Raw genomic sequence first — 21,039 nt, 5'->3', positions numbered from 1 at the left:
CATTTCATCATAGCTTGATCCAGGTCGCCTTCAGCTCTGTGTATTTGTCGAACGCATGCAACGACTTGTCCCGGCCGTTACCCGACTGCTTGAAGCCACCGAACGGCGCGGTCATGTCACCGCCGTCGTACTGGTTGACCCAGACGCTGCCGGCGCGCAGCGCCTTGGCGGTCAGGTGGGCCTTGGAGATGTCCTTGGTCCACACCGCGGCAGCCAAGCCGTATGGCGTGTCGTTGGCGATCTGGATGGCCTCTTCGGCGCTGTCGAAGGCGATGACGGACAATACCGGGCCGAAGATTTCTTCCTGGGCGATCTTCATTGCGTTGCTCACGCCATCGAAGATCGTCGGTTCAACGTAAGTGCCGCCGGTCTCTTCGAGGATCCGCTTGCCGCCCGCCACCAGCGTGGCGCCGTCGCTGTGACCGGCCTCGATGTAGGACAACACGGTATTCATCTGCTGGGTATCGACCAGGGCACCGACATTGGTGGCCGGGTCCAGCGGGTTGCCAGGCTTCCAGCCCTTGAGGGCCTCGATCACCAGCGGCAGGAAGGTGTCCTTGATGGAACGCTCCACCAGCAGGCGCGAGCCGGCGGTGCAGACTTCGCCCTGGTTGAAGGCAATGGCACTGGCGGCGGATTCGGCGGCGGCTTGCAGGTCCGGGGCATCGGCAAACACGATGTTCGGGCTCTTGCCGCCGGCTTCCAGCCAGACGCGCTTCATGTTGGACTCTCCGGAATAGACCATCAGTTGCTTGGCGATCCGGGTCGAGCCGGTGAATACCAGCGTATCGACATCCATGTGCAAGGCCAGCGCCTTGCCAACGGTATGGCCGTAGCCCGGCAGAACGTTCAGCACACCTTTGGGAATACCCGCCTCAATTGCCAGGGCGGCGATACGGATCGCGGTCAGCGGGGATTTTTCCGATGGTTTCAGCACCACGGAGTTACCGGTGGACAACGCAGGGCCGAGCTTCCAGCAAGCCATCATCAGCGGGAAGTTCCACGGCACGATGGCGCCGACCACGCCGACGGGTTCGCGGGTCACCAGGCCTAACTGATCGTGGGGCGTCGCGGCCACTTCGTCGTAGATCTTGTCGATGGCTTCACCGCTCCAGCTCAGCGCCTGGGCGGCCCCGGGCACGTCGATATTCAGCGAATCGCTGATCGGCTTGCCCATGTCCAGGGTTTCCAGCAGGGCCAGCTCCTCGGCGTTCTGCTTGAGCAGCCCGGCGAAGCGAATCATGGCGGCTTTGCGCTTGCTCGGCGCCAGGCGCGACCAGACGCCGGAATCGAACGTGGCACGAGCATTTTCGACGGCGCGTTGGGCATCGGCCACGTCACAGCTGGCGACCTTGCCCAGCAGGCGGCCATCGACCGGGCTGAGGCAATCGAAGGTTTCGCCGGACACCGCATCGGTGTATTCGCCGTTGATGAAAGCGCGGCCTTCGATCTTCAGGTCGCGGGCGCGCTGTTCCCAGTCGGCACGAGTCAGGGTGGTCATGCGAGTGTCCTCCTCTTATTGGGTAGGAACGCCGCGGCACCCGCAGCGCTCAAGAATTCTGCCCGGCCAGCCCGTTTTCGGCGCTGTTATCGGCACGGAACATCCGCCACCCTAAACCAGCCGCTGCTAATGTTTCAATATATTTGACATAACGCTGGCAAACGGCCTTGCGATGTTCGTTTTAATAAACATAGACTCGAGGCCTTCCACGCTATCTCCGGGGATCACTTGCATGAATATTCAGGACATCGTCGATTTCAGCCAGGCCAACACTACCCCCGAACGCTATCGCCCGGACCCCACCAAAATACTCAAGGGTGATCCTGAACAGGCGGTGTTCAATCATTACAACAGCCCATGCGGCCAGATGAATGCCGGGGTCTGGGAAGGTGCGGTCGGCCAGTGGACGGTCAACTATACGGAACACGAATACTGCGAAATCGTTCAGGGCGTATCGGTGCTGCGGGATGCCGAAGGCAATGCCAAGACACTTCGGGCGGGCGATCGCTTCGTGATTCCGGCCGGGTTCAAGGGCACCTGGGAAGTGCTGGAGCCTTGCCGCAAGATTTATGTGGTGTTCGAGCAGAAGGCCTGAGGGTTTTGTGCTGTCTGGGCTTGCTCGCGATGGCGCCCTGACAGACAAGACACCGGTAACAAAAAAGGCCCGTATCTCGCGATACGGGCCCTTTTCGTAAAGAAGAAAAATCAATTACTTGATTTTGCCTTCCTTGTAGATCACGTGCTTGCGAACAACCGGATCATATTTCTTGATCTCGATTTTGTCCGGAGTAGTACGCTTGTTCTTGTCGGTAGTGTAGAAGTGACCAGTACCGGCGCTCGAGATCAAACGAATCAATTCACGCATGATTAGCTCCCTTAAACCTTGCCATCGCGACGAAGTTCGGCCAGCACGACACTGATGCCACGCTTGTCGATGATGCGCATGCCCTTGGCAGATACGCGCAGACGTACAAAACGTTTCTCTTCTTCAACCCAGAAGCGGTGATGCTGCAGGTTCGGCAGGAAACGACGACGGGTTTTGTTGTTTGCGTGGGAAATGTTATTCCCAGTCACCGGACCCTTACCGGTAACTTGACAGACTCTCGACATGCCTCAGCCCTCTAAAACCACATGCCCAACCCGGCATGGGTTGGCCGCTTAATCTCTCAGTCATTTGGCGCCAGGCGCCGCGTTTCTTTAAGGGTCTTACCGGCTACACCTACAGTGAAGGAACCGGGCCCCTAGAAAAGAGCGCTGCTTTATACCAGAAAGACCCCAGCACAACAACAGCCGGTGTGATTTGTCTTCGTTGGAAATCATCAATCGGCAGCCCCGGGCGGCTGGGGCAAGGGCCGGCGATGGCCTTACCGCTCGTCGCGGCGCGCAGGTTTTTTTCAATCGATGCCGGGTTCCAACCCAGGGCACCTCCTGCGAAGCGCAGGAAAGAGTGCCGGAAAATGCAAAATGGGGATAGTCATTTGCAGGCGAGCCCACTAGGGTAGACCTTTTCCAGACTGCACTCGCAGATGGGCCTCCGACCTGCACAGGAAATCAAATCATGCGCCTCGCTGCCCTACCACTGATGCTCGCCCCTCTGCTGATCAGCCCGCTGGCCCAGGCCGCCGCCCTGAGCGTATGTACCGAGGCCAGCCCGGAAGGGTTCGATGTCGTTCAATACAACTCGTTGACCACCACCAATGCTTCGGCCGACGTGCTGATGAACCGCCTGGTGGACTTCGATACGGCCAGCGGGAAAGTGGTCCCGAGCCTGGCCGACAGCTGGGAAGTGTCGCCCGATGGACTGACCTATGTGTTCAAGCTGCGTCCTCGGGTCAAGTTCCACCACACCGACTATTTCACACCGCACCGCGACTTGACCGCCGAAGACGTCAAGTTCAGCTTCGACCGCATGCTGGATCCCGCCAACCCTTGGCATAAAGTGGCGCAGAGTGGCTTCCCACACGCTCAATCCATGCAATTGCCGTCGCTGATCACAAAAATCGACGCCCTGGACCCGCTAACGGTGCGATTCACACTGGACCATGCCGACTCGACCTTCCTGGCGACGCTGAGCATGGGCTTTGCGTCAATCTATTCAGCCGAATACGCAGACCAGTTGCTGAAGGCCGGCAAGCCGGAACAACTCAACAGCCAGCCCATTGGCACCGGCCCGTTCATTTTCAGCCGTTTCCAGAAAGACGCCTCGATCCGCTACAAGGCCAACAGCGAATACTTTGGCGGCAAGCCTCAGGTCGACCCCCTGATTTTCGCCATCACCCCGGACGCCAACGTTCGCCTGCAGAAACTGCGGCGCAATGAATGCCAGATCGCGTTGTCGCCCAAGCCGTTGGACGTACAGGCCGCCAAGCAAGAGCCTACGTTGAAAGTGGAACAGACTGACGCCTTCATGACCGCCTTCCTGGCGATTAATAGCCAGCATCCCCCCTTGGACAAACCTGAAGTCCGTCAGGCTATCAATCTCGCGTTTGACAAGCCCAGCTACCTCAAGACCGTTTTCGAAGGCACCGCCGAAGCGGCCAACGGTCCTTACCCCCCAAACACCTGGAGCTACGCCAAAAACCTGCCCGGCTATGCCCATGATCCGGCCAAAGCTCGGGACCTGCTGGCCAAGGCCGGGTTGAAAGAGGGCTTCAAGACCACCATCTGGACTCGCCCTTCCGGCAGCCTGCTCAACCCCAACCCGAGCCTTGGCGCCCAACTGCTGCAATCGGACCTGGCGGAAATCGGCATCCAGGCGGAAATCCGCGTGATCGAATGGGGCGAGCTGATCCGCCGCGCCAAGGCTGGCGAGCATGACCTGCTGTTCATGGGCTGGGCCGGTGATAACGGCGATCCGGACAATTTCCTCACGCCGCAATTTTCCTGCGCGGCGGTCAAGTCCGGCACCAACTTTGCCCGTTATTGCAACCCGGACCTGGACAAGCTGATCAGTGCTGGCAAGACCACTGGCGAGCAAGGTGTCCGCACCAAGCTCTACGAACAGGCACAGGCTCAGATCCAGCAGCAGGCCCTTTGGTTGCCGTTGGCGCACCCGACCGCCTTCGCATTGACCCGCAAGGATGTGCAGGGGTATGCGGTGAGCCCGTTTGGGCGCCAGGATTACTCCAAGGTCAGCTTCAAGTAACCCCAGCCCCACAGCCCCCCTGTGGGAGCGAGCTTGCTCGCGATAGCCGCGCATCAGACACATCAATGCTGACTGAGCAACCGCTATCGCGAGCAAGCTCGCTCCCACAAAGGGTCTTGTTCGTCAGATCGAACCTACATCCACCCATACTCCGCCATGGACAGTGGCTCCCCATCGCCAACGATGAAATGATCGAGCACCCGCACATCGATCAGCTCCAGCGCCTCCTGAAGCCGCTCGGTGAGCATTCGGTCGGCCTGGCTGGGCTCGGTGTTGCCGGAGGGGTGGTTGTGGCACAGGATCACGGCAGCGCAATTGTGGGCCAGGGCCCGCTTGACCACTTGCCGAGGGTGAACGGTGGCCGTGGCGATCGAGCCGCGAAACAGTGCTTCAAACGCCAGCACTTGGTGCCGTGAATCAAGGAACAGACAACCAAAAACCTCATGAGGCTCGTGGCGCAGCATTGACTTCAGATAGTCACGAACAGCCTGCGGATCCTCAAGCATTGATTTTTGCCGCATCCGCTCTGCCAGATGTCGCCGGCCCATTTCGAGAACTGCCCGTAACTGTGCGAATTTCGCCGGGCCCAGGCCCATCTGACTGCTGAACGTAACCTGGTCCGCTTCAAGCAGCGCGCGCAGGCAGCCAAATTGACTCAATAGGTGTCGCGCCAGATCCACCGCGCTTCTGCCCGCCACTCCCGTGCGCAAGAAAATCGCCAGCAACTCGGCGTCCGAAAGACTCTCCGCTCCCGATGCCAGTAACCTTTCCCGCGGCCGCTCGGCCACGGGCCAATCCCGAATACTCATGGCATCTCCCTGATAGTGGGCGCCGCTGTTCCATAGCGGACGCTGTGATATCTTAGCCCATCTTTTTTGCAGGCGATTTTCACCCAGGCAGCTCACGCCAAGGGTTTCGCTCTGCGCTGACCACTGAAATCGAAAGGCAGGCCTATGCAGCGGCTGTATCGGAAACGCATCGTTCTGGGCGTCGGCGGCGGCATTGCCGCCTATAAGAGCGCCGAGCTGGTTCGCAGGCTTATCGACCAGGGCGCGGAAGTGCGGGTCGTCATGACCCGTGGCGGCAGTGAATTCATCACGCCGCTGACCATGCAGGCCCTGTCCGGCCACCCGGTCCACCTGGATCTGCTCGACCCGGCGGCTGAAGCCGCCATGGGCCATATCGAACTGGCCAAGTGGGCCGACCTGGTGTTGATCGCCCCGGCCACGGCCGACCTCATCGCCCGCCTGGCCCAGGGCATCGCCAATGACCTGTTGACCACCCTGGTGCTCGCCACCGACGCGGTGGTCGCCGTGGCACCGGCCATGAACCAGGCCATGTGGCGCGACCCGGCCACCCAGGCCAATCTGGAACTGCTTGAAAGTCGCAACCTGAAAGTCTTCGGTCCAGCTTCCGGCAGCCAGGCCTGCGGCGATGTCGGGATGGGCCGCATGCTAGAAGCCACCGACCTGGCCCAATGCGCCGCCGACTGCTTCAAGCGCGAAGCCCTGACGGGCAAGCACGTATTGATCACCGCCGGGCCGACCCAGGAAAACATCGACCCGGTGCGCTACATCACCAACCACAGCTCAGGGAAAATGGGCTTCGCCCTGGCCGAAGCCGCCGTAGAGGCTGGCGCCCGGGTGACGCTGATTACCGGCCCCGTGCACCTGCCGACCCCAGACCGGGTTACGCGCATCGACGTCGTCAGCGCCCGGGACATGCTTGCCGCCTGCGAAGCGGCCATCCCGTGCGACCTCTTCATCGCCTCGGCGGCAGTGGCGGACTACCGGCCTGAAGTCGTCGCCCCGCAAAAATTGAAGAAAGACCCTACGAGCGGCGACGGCCTGCTCCTGCAAATGGTGCGCAATCCTGACATTCTGGCCACCATCGCCACCCGCCCCGACCGTCCGTTCAGCGTGGGTTTCGCCGCCGAGACCGAACACCTCCTCGATTACGCCGCGCGCAAGCTCAAGGACAAGAATCTGGACCTGATTGTCGCCAACGACGTCGCCAACCCGAGCATTGGGTTCAACAGCGAGGAAAACGCCTGCAGCGTGATCGACCGCCAGTTGCACGCCACGCTTTTCGCCCAGACCAGCAAGGGCAAGATCGCCCGCCAACTGATCACTTTCATCGCCGAACGGCTGAACCAGGTTTAATTTCAATGCACGCTCTACAAGCCAAGATCCTCGACCCACGCATCGGCAACGAATTTCCATTGCCGCAGTACGCCACACCGGGCTCCGCCGGCCTCGACCTGCGGGCCATGCTCAAGCAAGACACCGTCCTGGAGCCGGGCCAGACCCTGCTGATTCCGACCGGCCTGTCGGTCTATATCGGTGACCCGGGCCTTGCCGCGCTGATCCTGCCACGCTCGGGCCTGGGCCATAAGCACGGCATCGTGCTGGGCAACCTGGTCGGCCTGATCGATTCGGACTACCAGGGCGAACTGATGGTGTCCTGCTGGAACCGTGGCCAGACCGCTTTCAACATCGCAGTGGGCGAACGCATCGCTCAGCTTGTGCTGGTGCCAGTGGTCCAGGCCCACTTCGAACTGGTCCAGGAATTCGATGAAAGCCAACGTGGCGCCGGCGGCTTCGGGCATTCCGGCAGTCATTGATACTGCGTTGCAGCCGGGCACCTTGCCTGGCTGCTTTATTAAGCTTCTGTTTCAGGACGAAAAATGCGCAACGGCTGGCGACAAGGTTTCCCACCGGGAATCAAGGTTTTAGACGGTTCAGACCGGGATACCGCTGTCTCATGGCACGCTCCCACCGCGAACTCTCTGCCAAAAACGCCGTCATACCCTTCAGCTTGAGCCTGCCGACGCCCCTGTCGGCGTGTCCAGTCACTTTCCTGATAGAGCGCCCGCCCATGAACACCCCAGCCGCAATCGCCCCGATCTTTCCTGACAGTATCTTCCGCGCCTACGACATCCGTGGCGTCGTGCCGGAAACCCTGACGGCTGAAACCGCTTACTGGATTGGCCGCGCCATTGGTTCCCAGAGCCTGGCCCAGGGCGAACCGAACGTGAACGTCGGCCGCGATGGTCGTTTGTCCGGCCCGGAACTGGTCGAGCAATTGATCAAGGGCATTGCCGACAGTGGTTGCCATGTCAGCGACGTCGGCCTGGTGCCAACACCGGCGCTGTACTACGCCGCCAACGTGCTGGCTGGTAAATCCGGCGTGATGCTCACCGGCAGCCACAACCCGTCGAACTACAACGGCTTCAAGATCGTCATCGCCGGCGACACCCTCGCCAACGAGCAGATCCAGGCCCTGCACACCCGCCTCAAGACCAATGACTTGAGCAGCGGCCAGGGCAGCGTGACCAAGGTCGACATCCTCCCGCGCTACAACGATGAGATCGTCAAGGACGTGAAGCTCGCTCGCCGCCTGAAAGTGGTGGTCGATTGCGGCAACGGCGCGGCTGGCGTGATCGCCCCTCAACTGATCGAAGCCCTGAACTGCGAAGTTATCCCGCTGTTCTGCGAAGTCGACGGCAACTTCCCGAACCACCACCCGGACCCGGGCAAGCTGGAAAACCTGCAAGACCTGATCGCAAAGGTCAAGGAAACCAATGCCGACCTGGGCCTGGCCTTCGACGGCGACGGCGACCGCGTGGGCGTGGTGACCGAGACCGGTAGCGTCGTGTTCCCGGACCGCCTGCTGATGCTGTTCGCCAAGGACGTCGTGGCACGCAACCCCGATGCGGAAATCATCTTCGACGTGAAGTGCACCCGTCGCCTGGTGCCGCTGATCAAGGAATACGGCGGCCGTCCGCTGATGTGGAAAACCGGCCATTCGTTGATCAAAAAGAAAATGAAACAGAGCGGTGCCCTGCTGGCCGGCGAAATGAGCGGCCACATCTTCTTCAAGGAGCGTTGGTTCGGTTTTGATGACGGCATCTACAGCGCGGCACGCCTGCTGGAGATTCTGAGCAAGGAAAAATCCACTGCGGAAGAACTGTTCGCAACCTTCCCGAACGATATTTCTACGCCGGAAATCAATATCCATGTGACCGAAGAGAGCAAATTCAGCATCATTGATGCACTGCACGATGCCCAGTGGGGCGAAGGCGCCGAACTGACCACCATCGACGGTGTGCGGGTCGACTACCCACAAGGCTGGGGCCTGGTTCGCGCCTCCAACACCACGCCGGTGCTGGTGCTGCGCTTCGAGGCCGACAACGAGGCCGAACTGCAGCGCATCAAGGACGTGTTCCACACCCAACTCAAACGTGTTGCACCCGATCTCCAACTACCGTTCTGATTTTTGAATCACCACCGGAGCCCTGAATGACCCTCGAACGCGAAGCCGCCGCCAACACCGCCAAGGTCCTGTCCGAAGCGTTGCCTTATATCCGACGCTATGTCGGCAAGACCCTGGTGATCAAGTACGGCGGCAACGCGATGGAAAGCGAGGAGCTGAAAACCGGCTTTGCCCGCGACATCGTGCTGATGAAGGCCGTGGGCATCAACCCGGTGGTGGTGCACGGTGGTGGCCCGCAGATCGGCGACCTGCTCAAGCGCCTCTCCATCGAGAGCCATTTCATCGACGGCATGCGCGTCACTGACGCACAGACCATGGATGTAGTGGAAATGGTGCTCGGCGGCCAGGTCAACAAGGACATCGTCAACCTGATCAACCGTCACGGCGGCAGCGCCATCGGCCTGACCGGCAAGGACGCCGAGCTGATCCGCGCGAAGAAGCTCACCGTTACGCGCCAGACCCCGGAGATGACCCAGCCGGAAATCATCGACATCGGCCAGGTGGGCGAAGTGGTCGGCATCAACACCGACCTGCTGAATTTGCTGGTCAAGGGCGACTTCATCCCGGTCATCGCGCCAATCGGCGTGGGCGCCAACGGTGAGTCGTACAACATCAACGCCGACCTGGTGGCCGGTAAGGTCGCCGAGGCGCTGAAGGCCGAGAAGCTGATGCTGCTCACCAACATTGCCGGCCTGATGGACAAGACCGGCAAGGTCCTGACCGGCTTGTCGACCCAGCAAGTCGACGACTTGATCGCCGACGGCACCATCTACGGCGGCATGCTGCCGAAGATTCGTTGCGCGCTGGAAGCGGTACAGGGCGGTGTGGGAAGTTCGTTGATCATCGACGGTCGCGTGCCGAATGCGATCCTGCTGGAGATCTTCACCGATACCGGCGTGGGTACGTTGATCAGCAATCGCAAGCGTCCTTAAGCGATACCTGCAAAAAAAAGACCCCGCTCAACCTGGTTGAGCGGGGTCTTTTTTTACACCACTTTTTCAGATGATGCTTTTGTGGCGAGGGAGCTTGCTCCCGCTCGGTTGCGCAGCGACCGTAAAGATATTAGGGCCGCTGCGCAGCCCAGCGGGAGCAAGCTCCCTCGCCACAAGATCAAAATCATCCGGGCTTCTTAGACGCCGAACTGGGCGCGGTAGGCTTCCACCGCCGGCAGATGCTGCTTGAGCTGCGGATCATCGGCCAAGAATTCCAGCACCTGGTTCAGCGAGACAATGCTGATCACCGGGATGCCGAAGTCGCGCTCAACTTCCTGAATTGCCGAAAGCTCACCATTGCCGCGCTCCTGGCGGTTCAGGGCGATCAGCACGCCGGCGGCCTTGGCGCCTTCTTGCGAGGCGATGATCTGCATCACTTCGCGAATGGCGGTGCCGGCGGTGATGACGTCATCGATGATAAGCACATCGCCGGTCAGCGGCGCGCCGACCAGGCTACCGCCCTCGCCATGGGCCTTGGCTTCCTTGCGGTTGAAGCACCAGGGCAGGTCGCGGCCATGGTGTTCGGCCAGGGCGACGGCGGTGGTGGCGGCCAGCGGGATGCCTTTGTAGGCGGGCCCGAACAATACGTCGAACGGGATGCCGCTCTCGACGATGGCCGCGGCATAGAACCGACCCAACTGCGCCAGGGCGGTGCCGCTGTTGAACAGGCCGGCGTTGAAGAAGTACGGACTGGTGCGCCCGGACTTGAGAGTGAACTCACCGAAGCGCAGAACACCGCGATCGATGGCAAAGCGAATGAAATCGCGCTGATACGCCTGCATGAAAAAAAGCCTCAAATACCGCGGATTTAGCTAAATAGGTACACGGCGTGTATCATACACGCACGTGATTTTTGGGGCCATTTATGCGGATCATCAGTGTGAACGTCAATGGTATTCAGGCTGCAGTGGAGCGTGGTTTGCTCAGTTGGCTGCAAGCACAGAATGCCGACGTCATCTGCCTGCAGGACACCCGCGCCTCCGCCTTTGAACTGGACGATGCAGCCTTCCAACTGGATGGTTACTTCCTTTATGCCTGCGATGCCGAAGTCCCCGCCCAGGGTGGCGTGGCTTTGTACTCGCGGCTGCAACCGAAGGCTGTCATCAACGGTCTCGGTTTCGAGACGGCGGACCGCTACGGGCGCTACCTGCAAGCCGATTTCGACAAGGTCAGCATCGCGACCTTGCTGCTCCCTTCGGGGCAGAACGGCGATGAAGATTTGAATCAGAAATTCAAGTTGATGGACGACTTCGCCCGTTACCTTGATAAACAGCGGCGCAAACGTCGCGAGTACATTTATTGTGGCTCGCTGTACGTGGCGCAACAGAAGCTGGATATCAAGAACTGGCGCGACAGCCAGCAATCTCCTGGTTTCCTGGCGCCGGAACGGGCCTGGATGGACGAGATCATTGGCAACATGGGCTATGTCGACGCCCTGCGTGAAGTCAGCCGCGAAGGCGACCAGTACAGCTGGTGGCCGGACAACGAGCAGGCCGAGATGCTCAATCTCGGCTGGCGTTTCGACTACCAGTTGCTGACGCCTGGGCTGCGCCGCTTCGTACGCAGCGCCCGCCTGCCGCGCCAGCCACGGTTCTCGCAGCACGCGCCGCTGATCGTGGACTACGATTGGACGCTGACGATCTAAGCGTATCGACGAGCTGCTTCAGGCCGACCGGTCATAAAAAATACCCGTATCGCGAGATACGGGTATTTTTTTTGGAGCATGTTTCCGCTTCAGGCTTCAAGCCGCAGCAAATAACGGCAGGGCAAGGTACAGCTTGATGACGATGACGTTGACGATATCGATGAAGAACGCTCCCACCATGGGTACCACCAGAAACGCTATCTGCGAGGGTCCGTAGCGCTGGGTCACCGCCTGCATGTTGGCAATCGCCGTCGGCGTAGCCCCCAGCCCGAAACCGCAATGCCCTGCCGACAGGACCGCGGCGTCGTAGTGGCTACCCATCAGCCTGAACGTCACGAAAATCGCAAACAAAGCCATGATCAACGTCTGGACTGCCAAAATGATGAAGATTGGCAAGGCCAGTGACGCCAGGTCCCACAACTTGAGCGACATGAGTGCGATCGCCAGGAACAGCGACAAGCTGACGTTGCCAAGCACAGACACTTCACGCTCGAAAACCTGATACAAGCCAAGCGCCGAAAGACCGTTGCGCAAGATTACCCCCACGAACAGGACGCAAACGAACGTCGGCAACTCGAATGCAGTACCGTGGAGCTGCCCGTTCAGGAGCGTGCCAGCCAACAGGCTGACAGCGATAAGAGCAAGTGTCTCGATGAACGAGAACGGCGTGATCGAGCGTTCTTCGTTCGGCTGCTCGAACCCCTTGGGCGCGCGAGGGTTTTGCGACTCAAGGCAACCGGGCACTTGGACACGCTTGATGAGCAGGCGAGCAACCGGACCACCGATCAAACCGCCCAACACCAAGCCAAACGTCGCAGAAGCCATCGCGAGTTCGGAAGCGGAAGCCAGGCCGTATTTCTCACTGAACACCGTTCCCCACGCTGCGCCTGTTCCATGGCCGCCCGCCAAGCTAATCGAGCCGGTCAGCAATCCCATCAAGGGGTCGAGCCCCAGCGCTTTTGCCAGCCCGATGCCCATGGCGTTCTGGACCACCAGCAAGCCGGTCACCGCCAACAGGAAAATCCCCACCACGCGCCCGCCTCTTCTCAGGCTGGCGAAATCCGCACTCAGGCCGATCGTGGCGAAAAAAGCCAGCATCAATGGCGTTTGCAACGAAGTATCAAACCGGACTTCAATATCAAGTGCGCGCAAAGCCAAAAGAACCAAAGCCACTACCAGCCCGCCTGCTACAGGCTCGGGGATATTGTAGACACGCAGAAAACCAACACGGCCCACAAGCCCACGTCCCAGTAAAAGTACCAGGGAGGCGGCGACAAGCGTGCCGTAGAAATCGAGCTGAAACATGAATATCCATCTTTTCTGTATCTATTCAAGGGCGGACTTTTTACCTGGACACGCCACTTGAGCAGGTTGAATGCTCAACACTGATTGATCTTTAATTCAAATGCCTTCAATGGCTTGAATATATCGAAATATTTCACGGAGAATATTGCTTGGGGGGACTCTATCAACCGAAGACTATCGATGCCAAGCATATGGGCCACGCGAGCATCGCTCAGTTGTGACTAAAAGTTTAAGAGCGGCAATATACCGACAAGAGACAATGCGCAGCTGGACACGACGGCCGTTGCAATGAACGGTTTTGTGACATCAATCTCTGAGCTCTCAACTTCTTGTTTCGATACTTCCTTCAGTGATGGAATCACATCAAGCAAGAATCCATTTCTACGAAGCGTTATCAGACTTTTCCGATTGTTTTTATAGAAACACCAAGTTTCGCACCCCTAATAAAAATGCCCCGACAACCGGGGCATTTTTATATCGCAGCGCTGTTCGCTATTTAACCAACCGCCAGGTAAAGGGATATCGGTACGGCTGCCCCTCATTGGCTTTCACACCGCCAATAATGGTCAGCACCAGCGCACCGATGGCGACCAGGCCAAACAGGAAGAAACCGATCACCACGATCATCAGCAGCAAGCTGATCGCCGCAGCGATCGCCACAGTGATTTGGAAGTTCAGCGCTTCCTTGCCCTGGGCATCGATGAACGGGTCGGACTCACGCTTGAGCTGCCAGATGACCAGCGGCCCGATCAGCGAACCGAACGGAATGAAAATTCCCAACAGTGCAGACAGGTGACAAAACATTGCCCATTGCCGCGCTTCTTTGCTCGGTTGGGGCAACAGGACTTGCTCATCACTCATGACATTCTCCTTGTCTGAAGCGCACAACAATCAGTCGGCCAACGCGGCCTTTTGCAATTCGAAGATTTCGGTCATGCCTTTCTTCGCCAGCTCCAGCATAGCGTTCAATTCTTGCGGCTGGAACGGCGCGCCTTCGGCAGTGCCCTGGACTTCGATGAAGCCGCCAGCGCTGGTCATGACCACGTTCAGGTCGGTCTCGGCGGCGGAGTCTTCGAGGTAGTCCAGGTCCAGCACCGGCTCGCCCTGGTACATGCCCACCGACACCGCGGCGATCATTTGCTTGAGCGGGTCACCACCCTTGAGGCCACCGCGTTTCTTGATCACTTTCAAGGCGTCGACCAACGCAACCATCGCGCCGGTGATGGAAGCGGTGCGGGTGCCGCCGTCAGCCTGGATCACATCGCAATCGACATACAGCGTCACATCACCAAGCTTGGACATGTCCAGCGCAGCGCGCAGGGAACGGCCGATCAATCGCTGGATTTCCAGGGTCCGGCCGCCCTGCTTGCCACGGCTGGCCTCGCGCTGGTTCCGCTCGCCGGTGGCGCGCGGCAGCATGCCGTATTCGGCGGTCAACCAGCCTTGCCCCTGGCCCTTCAGGAAGCGAGGCACGCCGTTTTCGACGCTGACGGTGCAGATGACCTTGGTATCACCGAATTCGACCAGTACAGATCCCTCGGCGTGTTTGGTGTAGTTGCGGGTAATGCGGATCGAGCGAAGCTGATCGGCAGCGCGACCACTTGGACGTTTCATAGGGAACACCTGTACAGGGGACGGAAAACTGCTGGGCATTATAAAGCCGTGCGCTGCCATAAGGCAGGTCTAAAAATCCAACGCGACGGACGAACGCGCTCAAAGCCCCGGCCGACGGGCTGCAGCGCTTTGTTACCGGAGCTGTTTGGGCGCTTGCGTCGCACTGCGCTACAATCCTGCGCCTTTGCTGTCCTTCAGCATCAACCCACAGACCCCAGGCCCCACGACGACCGATTGTGGCCGGCTTGCATTGCGAGGAATCCCCATGGTGCACAGCATGACCGCCTTCGCCCGAGTCGAAAAGGCCGGCGCCCAAGGCACGCTGAGCTGGGAATTGCGCTCGGTCAACAGCCGCTACCTGGAGCCGCATCTGCGCCTGCCCGAATCCTTCCGCGATCTGGAAGGCAGCGTGCGCGAAGCGCTGCGCCAGGGCTTGTCCCGGGGCAAGTTGGAATGCACCCTGCGCTTCACCGAAGAAAGCAGTGGCAAGACGCTGCAGGTCGATCGCGAACGCGCTGCGCAACTGGTCGCGGCCGCAGAAACCGTCGCAGGCTTGATCAAGAACCCCGCCGCCCTCAATCCGCTGGAAATACTGGCCTGGCCAGGCGTACTGGTCGGCGATGCGAGCGATCCCCAAGCGCTGAATGCCGAGGCGCTGGCACTCTTCACTCAAGGGCTGAAGGAACTCAAGGCGGGTCGCGAGCGTGAAGGCGCGGAGCTGGCCCGTCTGATCAACGAGCGCCTGACTTCTATTGAAGAAGATGTCGTCACCCTGCGCGAACTGGTCCCGCAAATGCTCGCCACCCAACGCCAGAAAGTCCTCGACCGCTTCGCCGACATGCAGGCCGAGCTGGACCCGCAGCGCCTGGAACAGGAAATGGTCATGCTCGCGCAAAAAAGCGACGTGGCCGAAGAACTGGATCGCCTGAGCACCCACATCATCGAAGTTCGCCGGGTGCTCAAGTCCGGCGGCGCGGCCGGTCGCCGCCTCGACTTCCTGATGCAGGAGCTCAACCGCGAAGCCAATACACTGGGCTCCAAAGCCTTCGACCCGCGCAGCACGCAGGCGGCGGTCAACCTCAAGGTGTTGATCGAGCAAATGCGCGAACAAGTGCAGAACATTGAGTAAGGCTAACCCGACATGACCCACAGCACCGGCACTCTCTACATCATTTCCGCGCCCTCGGGCGCTGGCAAGACCAGCCTGGTCAAGGCATTGATCGATGCCGAGCCGCAGATCCGCGTCTCGGTCTCGCACACCACCCGCGCCATGCGCCCGGGCGAAGTGAATGGCGTGAACTATCACTTCGTTGACCGTGAAGAGTTCGTGAGGATGGCCGAGCACGGCGATTTCCTCGAGCGCGCCGAAGTCTTCGGCAACCTCTACGGCACTTCGCAGAGCTACCTCCAGCAAACCCTCGATGAAGGCCACGACCTGATCCTGGAGATCGACTGGCAAGGCGCCGAACAAGTTCGCAAGCTGATGCCCCAGGCCCGCTCCATCTTCATCCTGCCGCCGAGCCAGCAAGCCTTGCGCCAACGCCTGACCAACCGCGGCCAGGACAGCGATGAAATCATCGAAGGCCGGATGCGTGAAGCGGTCAGCGAAATGAGCCATTACGTCGATTACGATTATCTGATCATCAATGACGATTTTGCCCACGCGCTGGACGACCTGAAGGCGATTTTCCGCGCCAGCCAGCTGCAACAGAAGCGCCAGCAGCAACGTTTCGGCAAGCTTTTGGCCGAACTGCTGGGCTGAACAGCCCTTCCCAAAACCGCTGCGACGGCTTTACATTGGTACTCGCAGCGCGCCGAGGGGTTTGATCAAAAAATCAGCGCTTCCCTAAACGCTGGTGTTTTTTTAAACTGTTGAGTCCGCTCGCCCAACCGGGCAGCGCGCATATTGCATTCGCTCCGAGGAATACCATGGCCCGCGTAACCGTTGAAGACTGCCTAGAACACGTGGAAAACCGCTTTGAGCTGGTCATGCTCTCTACCAAGCGTGCCCGTCAACTGGCCACCGGCGGCAAAGAGCCATTGGTCCAGTGGGAAAACGACAAGCCTACCGTGGTAGCGCTGCGTGAAATCGCCGAAGGCCTGATGAGCTACGAGTTCATCGCCAACGCTGAAATCGTTGAAGACGAACCGCTGTTCGCAGCGTTCGAGGACGAGTCCAACGAGGCGGTCTAAGCCTATGCCTGGTCGACGTAGCACGGCGCGGGGTCACAGCAGACGGCAGGAGTCACTATCATGCCGAGCATAGACGCCCTCGCCGATCGCTTATCGGCCTACCTCGGCACGGACCAGGTCAACCTGGTCCGCCGAGCCTATTTCTACGCCGAACAAGCCCACGACGGCCAGCGCCGCCGCAGCGGCGAGGCGTACGTCACGCACCCGCTCGCGGTGGCGAATATTCTTGCCGACATGCACATGGACCATCAGAGCCTGATGGCGGCCATGCTGCACGACGTGATCGAAGACACCGGCATTGCCAAGGAAGCGCTGCAAGCGCAGTTCGGCGAAACCGTGGCCGAACTGGTCGACGGGGTCAGCAAGCTGACCCAGATGAATTTCGAGACCAAGGCCGAGGCCCAGGCCGAAAACTTCCAGAAAATGGCCATGGCCATGGCCCGCGATATCCGCGTGATCCTGGTCAAGCTCGCCGACCGCCTGCACAACATGCGCACGCTGGAAGTGCTGTCCGGCGAGAAACGCCGGCGAATCGCCAAGGAAACCCTCGAAATCTACGCACCCATCGCCAATCGCCTGGGCATGCACGCAATTCGTATCGAGTTCGAGGACCTGGGTTTCAAGGCGATGCACCCGATGCGTTCGGCGCGCATCAACCAGGCCGTCAAGCGCGCCCGGGGCAATCGCAAGGAAATCGTCAACAAGATCGAAGAGTCCCTGAGCCACTGCCTGGCCATCGACGGCATCGAAGGCGAAGTCAGCGGGCGGCAGAAACACCTGTACGGCATCTACAAGAAAATGCGCGGCAAGCGCCGGGCCTTCAACGAAATCATGGACGTCTATGCGTTCCGGATCATCGTCGACAAGGTCGATACCTGCTACCGCGTGCTGGGTGCTGTCCATAATTTGTACAAACCGCTGCCTGGGCGCTTCAAGGATTACATCGCGATTCCCAAGGCCAACGGTTACCAGTCGCTGCACACCACGCTGTTCGGCATGCACGGCGTACCGATCGAAATCCAGATCCGCACCCGTGAAATGGAAGAGATGGCCAACAACGGCATCGCCGCCCATTGGTTGTACAAATCCAGCGGCGACGAGCAACCCAAGAGCACTCACGCCCGCGCGCGGCAGTGGGTCAAGGGCGTGCTGGAAATGCAGCAACGGGCCGGCAATTCCCTGGAATTCATCGAGAGCGTGAAGATCGACCTGTTCCCGGACGAGGTCTACGTCTTCACGCCCAAGGGCCGGATCATGGAGCTGCCCAAAGGCTCCACAGCGGTGGATTTCGCCTACGCCGTGCACACCGACGTCGGCAACAGCTGCATTGCCTGTCGCATCAATCGTCGCCTGGCACCGTTGTCCGAACCGCTGCAAAGCGGCTCCACGGTGGAAATCGTCAGCGCCCCCGGCGCGCGCCCCAACCCGGCGTGGCTCAACTTTGTGGTCACCGGCAAGGCCCGCACGCATATCCGCCATGCGCTGAAGCTGCAACGTCGCTCCGAGTCCATCAGCCTGGGCGAACGCCTGCTGAACAAGGTACTGAACGGCTTCGACAGTTCCCTGGACAAGATCCCGGCCGAGCGCGTACAGGTCATGCTCCACGAATACCGTCTCGAATTGATCGAAGATCTGCTCGAGGACATCGGTTTGGGCAATCGCATGGCCTACGTCGTCGCCCGCCGACTGCTCGGCGAAGGCGAACAATTGCCGAGCCCTGAAGGTCCGCTGGCGATTCGCGGCACCGAAGGCCTGGTCCTCAGTTACGCCAAGTGTTGTACGCCGATTCCTGGCGATCCGATTGTCGGCCATCTGTCCGCCGGCAAAGGGATGGTGGTGCACCTGGACAACTGCCGCAATATCAGCGAAATCCGCCACAACCCGGAAAAATGCATCCAGCTTTCGTGGGCCAAGGATGTCACCGGCGAATTCAATGTCGAACTGCGCGTCGAGCTGGAGCACCAGCGCGGCCTGATCGCACTGCTGGCCAGCAGCGTCAACGCCGCCGACGGCAACATCGAGAAAATCAGCATGGACGAACGCGACGGTCGCATCAGCGTCGTCCAACTGGTGGTCAGCGTGCACGACCGCGTACACCTGGCCCGCGTGATCAAGAAACTGCGCGCCCTGACAGGGGTCATCCGCATCACTCGCATGCGCGCATAGCGTCTCACTCGCCCTCATTACAAGGAGTCATGAATGACCAAGACCGTTATCTCCAGCGACAAGGCCCCGGCCGCCATCGGTACTTATTCCCAGGCGATCAAGGCGGGCAACACCGTTTACATGTCGGGGCAAATCCCGCTGGACCCGAAAACCATGGAGCTGGTCGAGGGCTTCGAAGCCCAGACCGTGCAAGTGTTCGAGAACCTGAAAGCCGTGGCCGAAGCTGCCGGCGGCTCGTTCAAGGACATCGTCAAGCTCAACATCTTCCTCACCGACCTGAGCCACTTCGCCAAGGTCAACGAGATCATGGGCAAGTATTTCGACCAGCCTTACCCTGCCCGCGCTGCCATTGGCGTGGCCGCCTTGCCAAAAGGCGCCCAGGTCGAGATGGATGCCGTCCTGGTCATCGAGTAAAACGCCCGGCGCAGCCTTTCCCGCTGCGCCGTTTTCGTTCTGAAAGGATTCCACCATGCGCAAAGCGCTTGCTTTCTCCCTGCTCGCCCTGCTCCTGGGCGGCTGCGCCAGCGACCCTGCAGACCGTGACATCAGCGGCACCTGGATCAACCAGGCCGCCATCGACGCTGCCGCCAAAGGCGGCCCGCTTCGCGAAGCATTGCAGGCCTATGGCCCGAACCTGGAATGGGACGTCAACACCCGGGCTGGCCAGGCGCGTTACACCAATGGTTTTGAGAATGTCGAAGGCAAGTTGCTGGGCGAAGAAGACGGCGCCTGGAAAGTCGACTTCTACGGCAGCTCGGCCAGCGAACTCAAGCGCGACGGCGACCAGTTGAGCCAGGCCGCCACCGAAAACGAACCACAGCAAGTGTTCGACCGCGCCCAAGTACAGGTACCGGAAGGCGCGCCGATTGGCGCCAGTTTCGAGCGCGCCCTGTATTCGGCTTATCTCGGCGGCATCTGGAACATTGCCGAAGGTCCTGGCCAGGGCGCCACCGTGCAGTTCCAGCCCGATGGTCAAGTCAGCGGCTTGCCGGGCACTGATCGCTACGCCTTGTGCCTGGCTGGCGACTGCGCCTCCATGAGCGGTGGCAACGACAACATCTGGCTGCAACAGAACGGTCAGGGCAACACTTGGATTTTTTCCCGTGACGGCAAGAAACTGGAAATCTTCCAGACCGTGAACGCGGCGCTGGCGGATGAAATGCCGTCGTTCACGCCGGGTGATCGCAAATGGGTGCTTGAAAAGCAGTAACCCGGTGTGCCCCCTGTGGGAACGAGCTTGCTCGCGATGGCGGTGTAACGGTCAACCTTGATGTTGACTGTTAGCGCCTCATCGCGAGCAAGCTCGCTCACACAGTTGGTTTGGGGCTGTCAGGCGAATCAGCAACGACCTTCCAGAATCGCCGCATACCCCTCGCGAAAGCTCGGATAACGCGGCGTCCAGCCCAACGCCTTGGCCCGGGCGTTGCTGCAGCGCTTGCTGCCGGCGCGGCGCACGCTGGCGTCGTCGGCCCATTCGGTAACGCCCATGTAGTCACGCAACCAACCCACCACCTCGGCCAGCGGCGCGGGGGTGTCATCGACGCCGATGTAGCAGTCTTCCAGCGTCTTGCCCTGATGATCAGCTTTCAGCAGAAACGCCAGCAGGCCGGCGGCATCGTCGGCGTGGATGCGGTTGGCATAGAGCGGCGGGTCGATCACCACGCGATAGCCTTGGCGCACCTGGCTCAGCAGCCATTCCCGCCCCGGTCCGTAGATGCCGGTCAGGCGTATGCGACTGGCCGGGATGCCGCTGTCGAGTGCCACCTGCTCGGCTTCCAGCATCACTCGCCCGGAATAACCGCCCGCCTCGGTGGGCGAGCTTTCGTCCACCCACTCCCCGCCCTGCTGTCCATACACGCTGCTGCTGGACACAAAGAGCAATCGTTTGGGCCGCTGGCCATGCTGTTCCAGCCAGCCCAACACATGCTGTAACCCTTCGACATAAGCGGCACGATAGCCCGCCTCGTCATGATCGGTAGCGGCGGCGCTGTACACCAGATAATCCAACGACCCCACAGGCCAGCCGACGGGACACTGCGCACTGAACAGGTCCCCCGCGACGCCGACAACCCCGGCCGGCAGGTTCGAAACCGTACGCCGCAAGCCATGGACCCGCCAATGTTCGGCCACGAGCTGGCTCGCCAGGCGGCCGCCTATATCGCCACAACCGGCGATCAAAACAGAAGGCGCGGACATCAAGAAC

21 protein-coding genes and 1 pseudogene are annotated in these 21,039 nt (G+C 60.2%); 13 read left to right on the top strand and 9 right to left on the bottom strand.

Features of this window, described 5'->3' with window-relative positions:
* Positions 1 to 7: 7 nt before the first annotated feature.
* Positions 8 to 1,501 (bottom strand): aldehyde dehydrogenase, encoded by a 1,494-nt coding sequence (locus J3P81_RS00710; RefSeq protein ID WP_420767162.1) that lies wholly within the window; start codon positions 1,499 to 1,501, stop codon positions 8 to 10.
* Between the two features lie 232 nt (positions 1,502 to 1,733).
* Here J3P81_RS00710 and J3P81_RS00705 point away from each other — a divergent pair, with 232 nt between their 5' ends.
* A complete protein-coding gene (locus J3P81_RS00705) occupies positions 1,734 to 2,096 on the top strand; it encodes a cupin domain-containing protein (RefSeq protein ID WP_434561635.1) in 363 nt (120 codons plus the stop codon).
* Positions 2,097 to 2,210: 114 nt separating this feature from the next.
* On the opposite strand, the gene rpmG is transcribed toward J3P81_RS00705, so the two are convergent.
* Both rpmG and rpmB read right to left on the bottom strand, forming a co-directional pair.
* Positions 2,211 to 2,366, bottom strand: a complete 156-nt coding sequence (gene rpmG / locus J3P81_RS00700; RefSeq protein WP_003177274.1) for a 50S ribosomal protein L33 — start codon at positions 2,364 to 2,366, stop codon at positions 2,211 to 2,213.
* Between the two features lie 11 nt (positions 2,367 to 2,377).
* Positions 2,378 to 2,611, bottom strand: a complete 234-nt coding sequence (rpmB, locus tag J3P81_RS00695; protein ID WP_003177273.1) for a 50S ribosomal protein L28 — start codon at positions 2,609 to 2,611, stop codon at positions 2,378 to 2,380.
* Between the two features lie 448 nt (positions 2,612 to 3,059).
* Between rpmB and J3P81_RS00690 the strand changes: the two genes are divergently transcribed.
* On the top strand, positions 3,060 to 4,646 hold the full coding sequence (locus J3P81_RS00690) for an ABC transporter substrate-binding protein (RefSeq protein WP_434561633.1): 1,587 nt from the start codon (positions 3,060 to 3,062) through the stop codon (positions 4,644 to 4,646).
* 134 nt (positions 4,647 to 4,780) lie between these two features.
* Here the strand turns inward: J3P81_RS00690 and radC are convergent, their stop codons facing one another.
* The gene (radC, locus tag J3P81_RS00685) at positions 4,781 to 5,455 is read right to left on the bottom strand and encodes a RadC family protein (RefSeq protein ID WP_420767176.1); all 675 of its coding nucleotides are present in this window, start codon (positions 5,453 to 5,455) and stop codon (positions 4,781 to 4,783) included.
* 144 nt (positions 5,456 to 5,599) lie between these two features.
* On the opposite strand from radC, the gene coaBC reads away from it, so the two are divergent.
* The 4 genes and pseudogenes from coaBC to argB all read left to right on the top strand — a co-directional run bounded on the left by coaBC (position 5,600) and on the right by argB (position 9,853).
* A complete protein-coding gene (coaBC, locus tag J3P81_RS00680) occupies positions 5,600 to 6,808 on the top strand; it encodes a bifunctional phosphopantothenoylcysteine decarboxylase/phosphopantothenate--cysteine ligase CoaBC (RefSeq protein WP_420767159.1) in 1,209 nt (402 codons plus the stop codon).
* A gap of 5 nt (positions 6,809 to 6,813) precedes the next feature.
* Complete coding sequence (dut, locus tag J3P81_RS00675; protein WP_030138214.1) at positions 6,814 to 7,269, top strand: dUTP diphosphatase; 456 nt, start codon at positions 6,814 to 6,816, stop codon at positions 7,267 to 7,269.
* 236 nt (positions 7,270 to 7,505) lie between these two features.
* Positions 7,506 to 8,921: pseudogene (locus J3P81_RS00670) on the top strand (phosphomannomutase/phosphoglucomutase); the annotation flags it as partial.
* Positions 8,922 to 8,947: 26 nt separating this feature from the next.
* Positions 8,948 to 9,853, top strand: coding sequence for an acetylglutamate kinase (gene argB / locus J3P81_RS00665; RefSeq protein ID WP_030138216.1), 906 nt, complete (start codon positions 8,948 to 8,950; stop codon positions 9,851 to 9,853).
* Positions 9,854 to 10,050: 197 nt separating this feature from the next.
* Here the strand turns inward: argB and pyrE are convergent, their stop codons facing one another.
* Positions 10,051 to 10,695: an orotate phosphoribosyltransferase gene (gene pyrE, locus J3P81_RS00660; protein WP_060740059.1), complete on the bottom strand. Its 645-nt coding sequence runs from the start codon at positions 10,693 to 10,695 to the stop codon at positions 10,051 to 10,053.
* An 83-nt stretch (positions 10,696 to 10,778) separates the two neighbouring features.
* Between pyrE and J3P81_RS00655 the strand changes: the two genes are divergently transcribed.
* On the top strand, positions 10,779 to 11,558 hold the full coding sequence (locus tag J3P81_RS00655; RefSeq protein ID WP_013694557.1) for an exodeoxyribonuclease III: 780 nt from the start codon (positions 10,779 to 10,781) through the stop codon (positions 11,556 to 11,558).
* A gap of 96 nt (positions 11,559 to 11,654) precedes the next feature.
* Here J3P81_RS00655 and gltS read toward each other — a convergent pair whose 3' ends face one another.
* The 3 genes from gltS to rph form a co-directional block, all read right to left on the bottom strand.
* Positions 11,655 to 12,863 (bottom strand): sodium/glutamate symporter, encoded by a 1,209-nt coding sequence (gene gltS, locus J3P81_RS00650; protein ID WP_434561631.1) that lies wholly within the window; start codon positions 12,861 to 12,863, stop codon positions 11,655 to 11,657.
* A gap of 492 nt (positions 12,864 to 13,355) precedes the next feature.
* The gene (locus J3P81_RS00645) at positions 13,356 to 13,724 is read right to left on the bottom strand and encodes a DUF4870 domain-containing protein (RefSeq protein WP_186615200.1); all 369 of its coding nucleotides are present in this window, start codon (positions 13,722 to 13,724) and stop codon (positions 13,356 to 13,358) included.
* A 30-nt stretch (positions 13,725 to 13,754) separates the two neighbouring features.
* Positions 13,755 to 14,477 carry a ribonuclease PH gene (gene rph, locus J3P81_RS00640; protein ID WP_434561629.1) on the bottom strand — a complete coding sequence of 241 codons (723 nt, stop codon included), beginning with the start codon at positions 14,475 to 14,477 and terminating at the stop codon, positions 13,755 to 13,757.
* Positions 14,478 to 14,742: 265 nt separating this feature from the next.
* Here rph and J3P81_RS00635 point away from each other — a divergent pair, with 265 nt between their 5' ends.
* The 6 genes from J3P81_RS00635 to J3P81_RS00610 all read left to right on the top strand — a co-directional run bounded on the left by J3P81_RS00635 (position 14,743) and on the right by J3P81_RS00610 (position 20,046).
* On the top strand, positions 14,743 to 15,606 hold the full coding sequence (locus tag J3P81_RS00635; RefSeq protein ID WP_420767156.1) for a YicC/YloC family endoribonuclease: 864 nt from the start codon (positions 14,743 to 14,745) through the stop codon (positions 15,604 to 15,606).
* A 12-nt stretch (positions 15,607 to 15,618) separates the two neighbouring features.
* Entirely contained in the window at positions 15,619 to 16,239 is a 621-nt protein-coding gene (gmk, locus tag J3P81_RS00630; RefSeq protein WP_047735756.1) for a guanylate kinase, read from the top strand.
* Between the two features lie 167 nt (positions 16,240 to 16,406).
* Complete coding sequence (gene rpoZ, locus J3P81_RS00625) at positions 16,407 to 16,670, top strand: DNA-directed RNA polymerase subunit omega (protein WP_003177259.1); 264 nt, start codon at positions 16,407 to 16,409, stop codon at positions 16,668 to 16,670.
* 60 nt (positions 16,671 to 16,730) lie between these two features.
* Positions 16,731 to 18,836 (top strand): bifunctional GTP diphosphokinase/guanosine-3',5'-bis pyrophosphate 3'-pyrophosphohydrolase, encoded by a 2,106-nt coding sequence (gene spoT, locus J3P81_RS00620; RefSeq protein WP_030142176.1) that lies wholly within the window; start codon positions 16,731 to 16,733, stop codon positions 18,834 to 18,836.
* 33 nt (positions 18,837 to 18,869) lie between these two features.
* Positions 18,870 to 19,250, top strand: a complete 381-nt coding sequence (locus tag J3P81_RS00615; protein WP_434561627.1) for a RidA family protein — start codon at positions 18,870 to 18,872, stop codon at positions 19,248 to 19,250.
* Positions 19,251 to 19,305: 55 nt separating this feature from the next.
* The gene (locus J3P81_RS00610) at positions 19,306 to 20,046 is read left to right on the top strand and encodes a hypothetical protein (protein ID WP_434561625.1); all 741 of its coding nucleotides are present in this window, start codon (positions 19,306 to 19,308) and stop codon (positions 20,044 to 20,046) included.
* A gap of 128 nt (positions 20,047 to 20,174) precedes the next feature.
* Here the strand turns inward: J3P81_RS00610 and J3P81_RS00605 are convergent, their stop codons facing one another.
* Positions 20,175 to 21,032 (bottom strand): SDR family oxidoreductase, encoded by an 858-nt coding sequence (locus J3P81_RS00605; RefSeq protein WP_434561623.1) that lies wholly within the window; start codon positions 21,030 to 21,032, stop codon positions 20,175 to 20,177.
* Between the last annotated feature and the right edge of the window lie 7 nt (positions 21,033 to 21,039).

The organism is Pseudomonas sp. R1-6, assembly GCF_051132115.1.
In the GTDB taxonomy this organism is placed as follows: domain Bacteria; phylum Pseudomonadota; class Gammaproteobacteria; order Pseudomonadales; family Pseudomonadaceae; genus Aquipseudomonas.
Note: the sequence above shows the minus strand (reverse complement) of the source record. Positions and strands in the feature narration are given on the sequence as shown.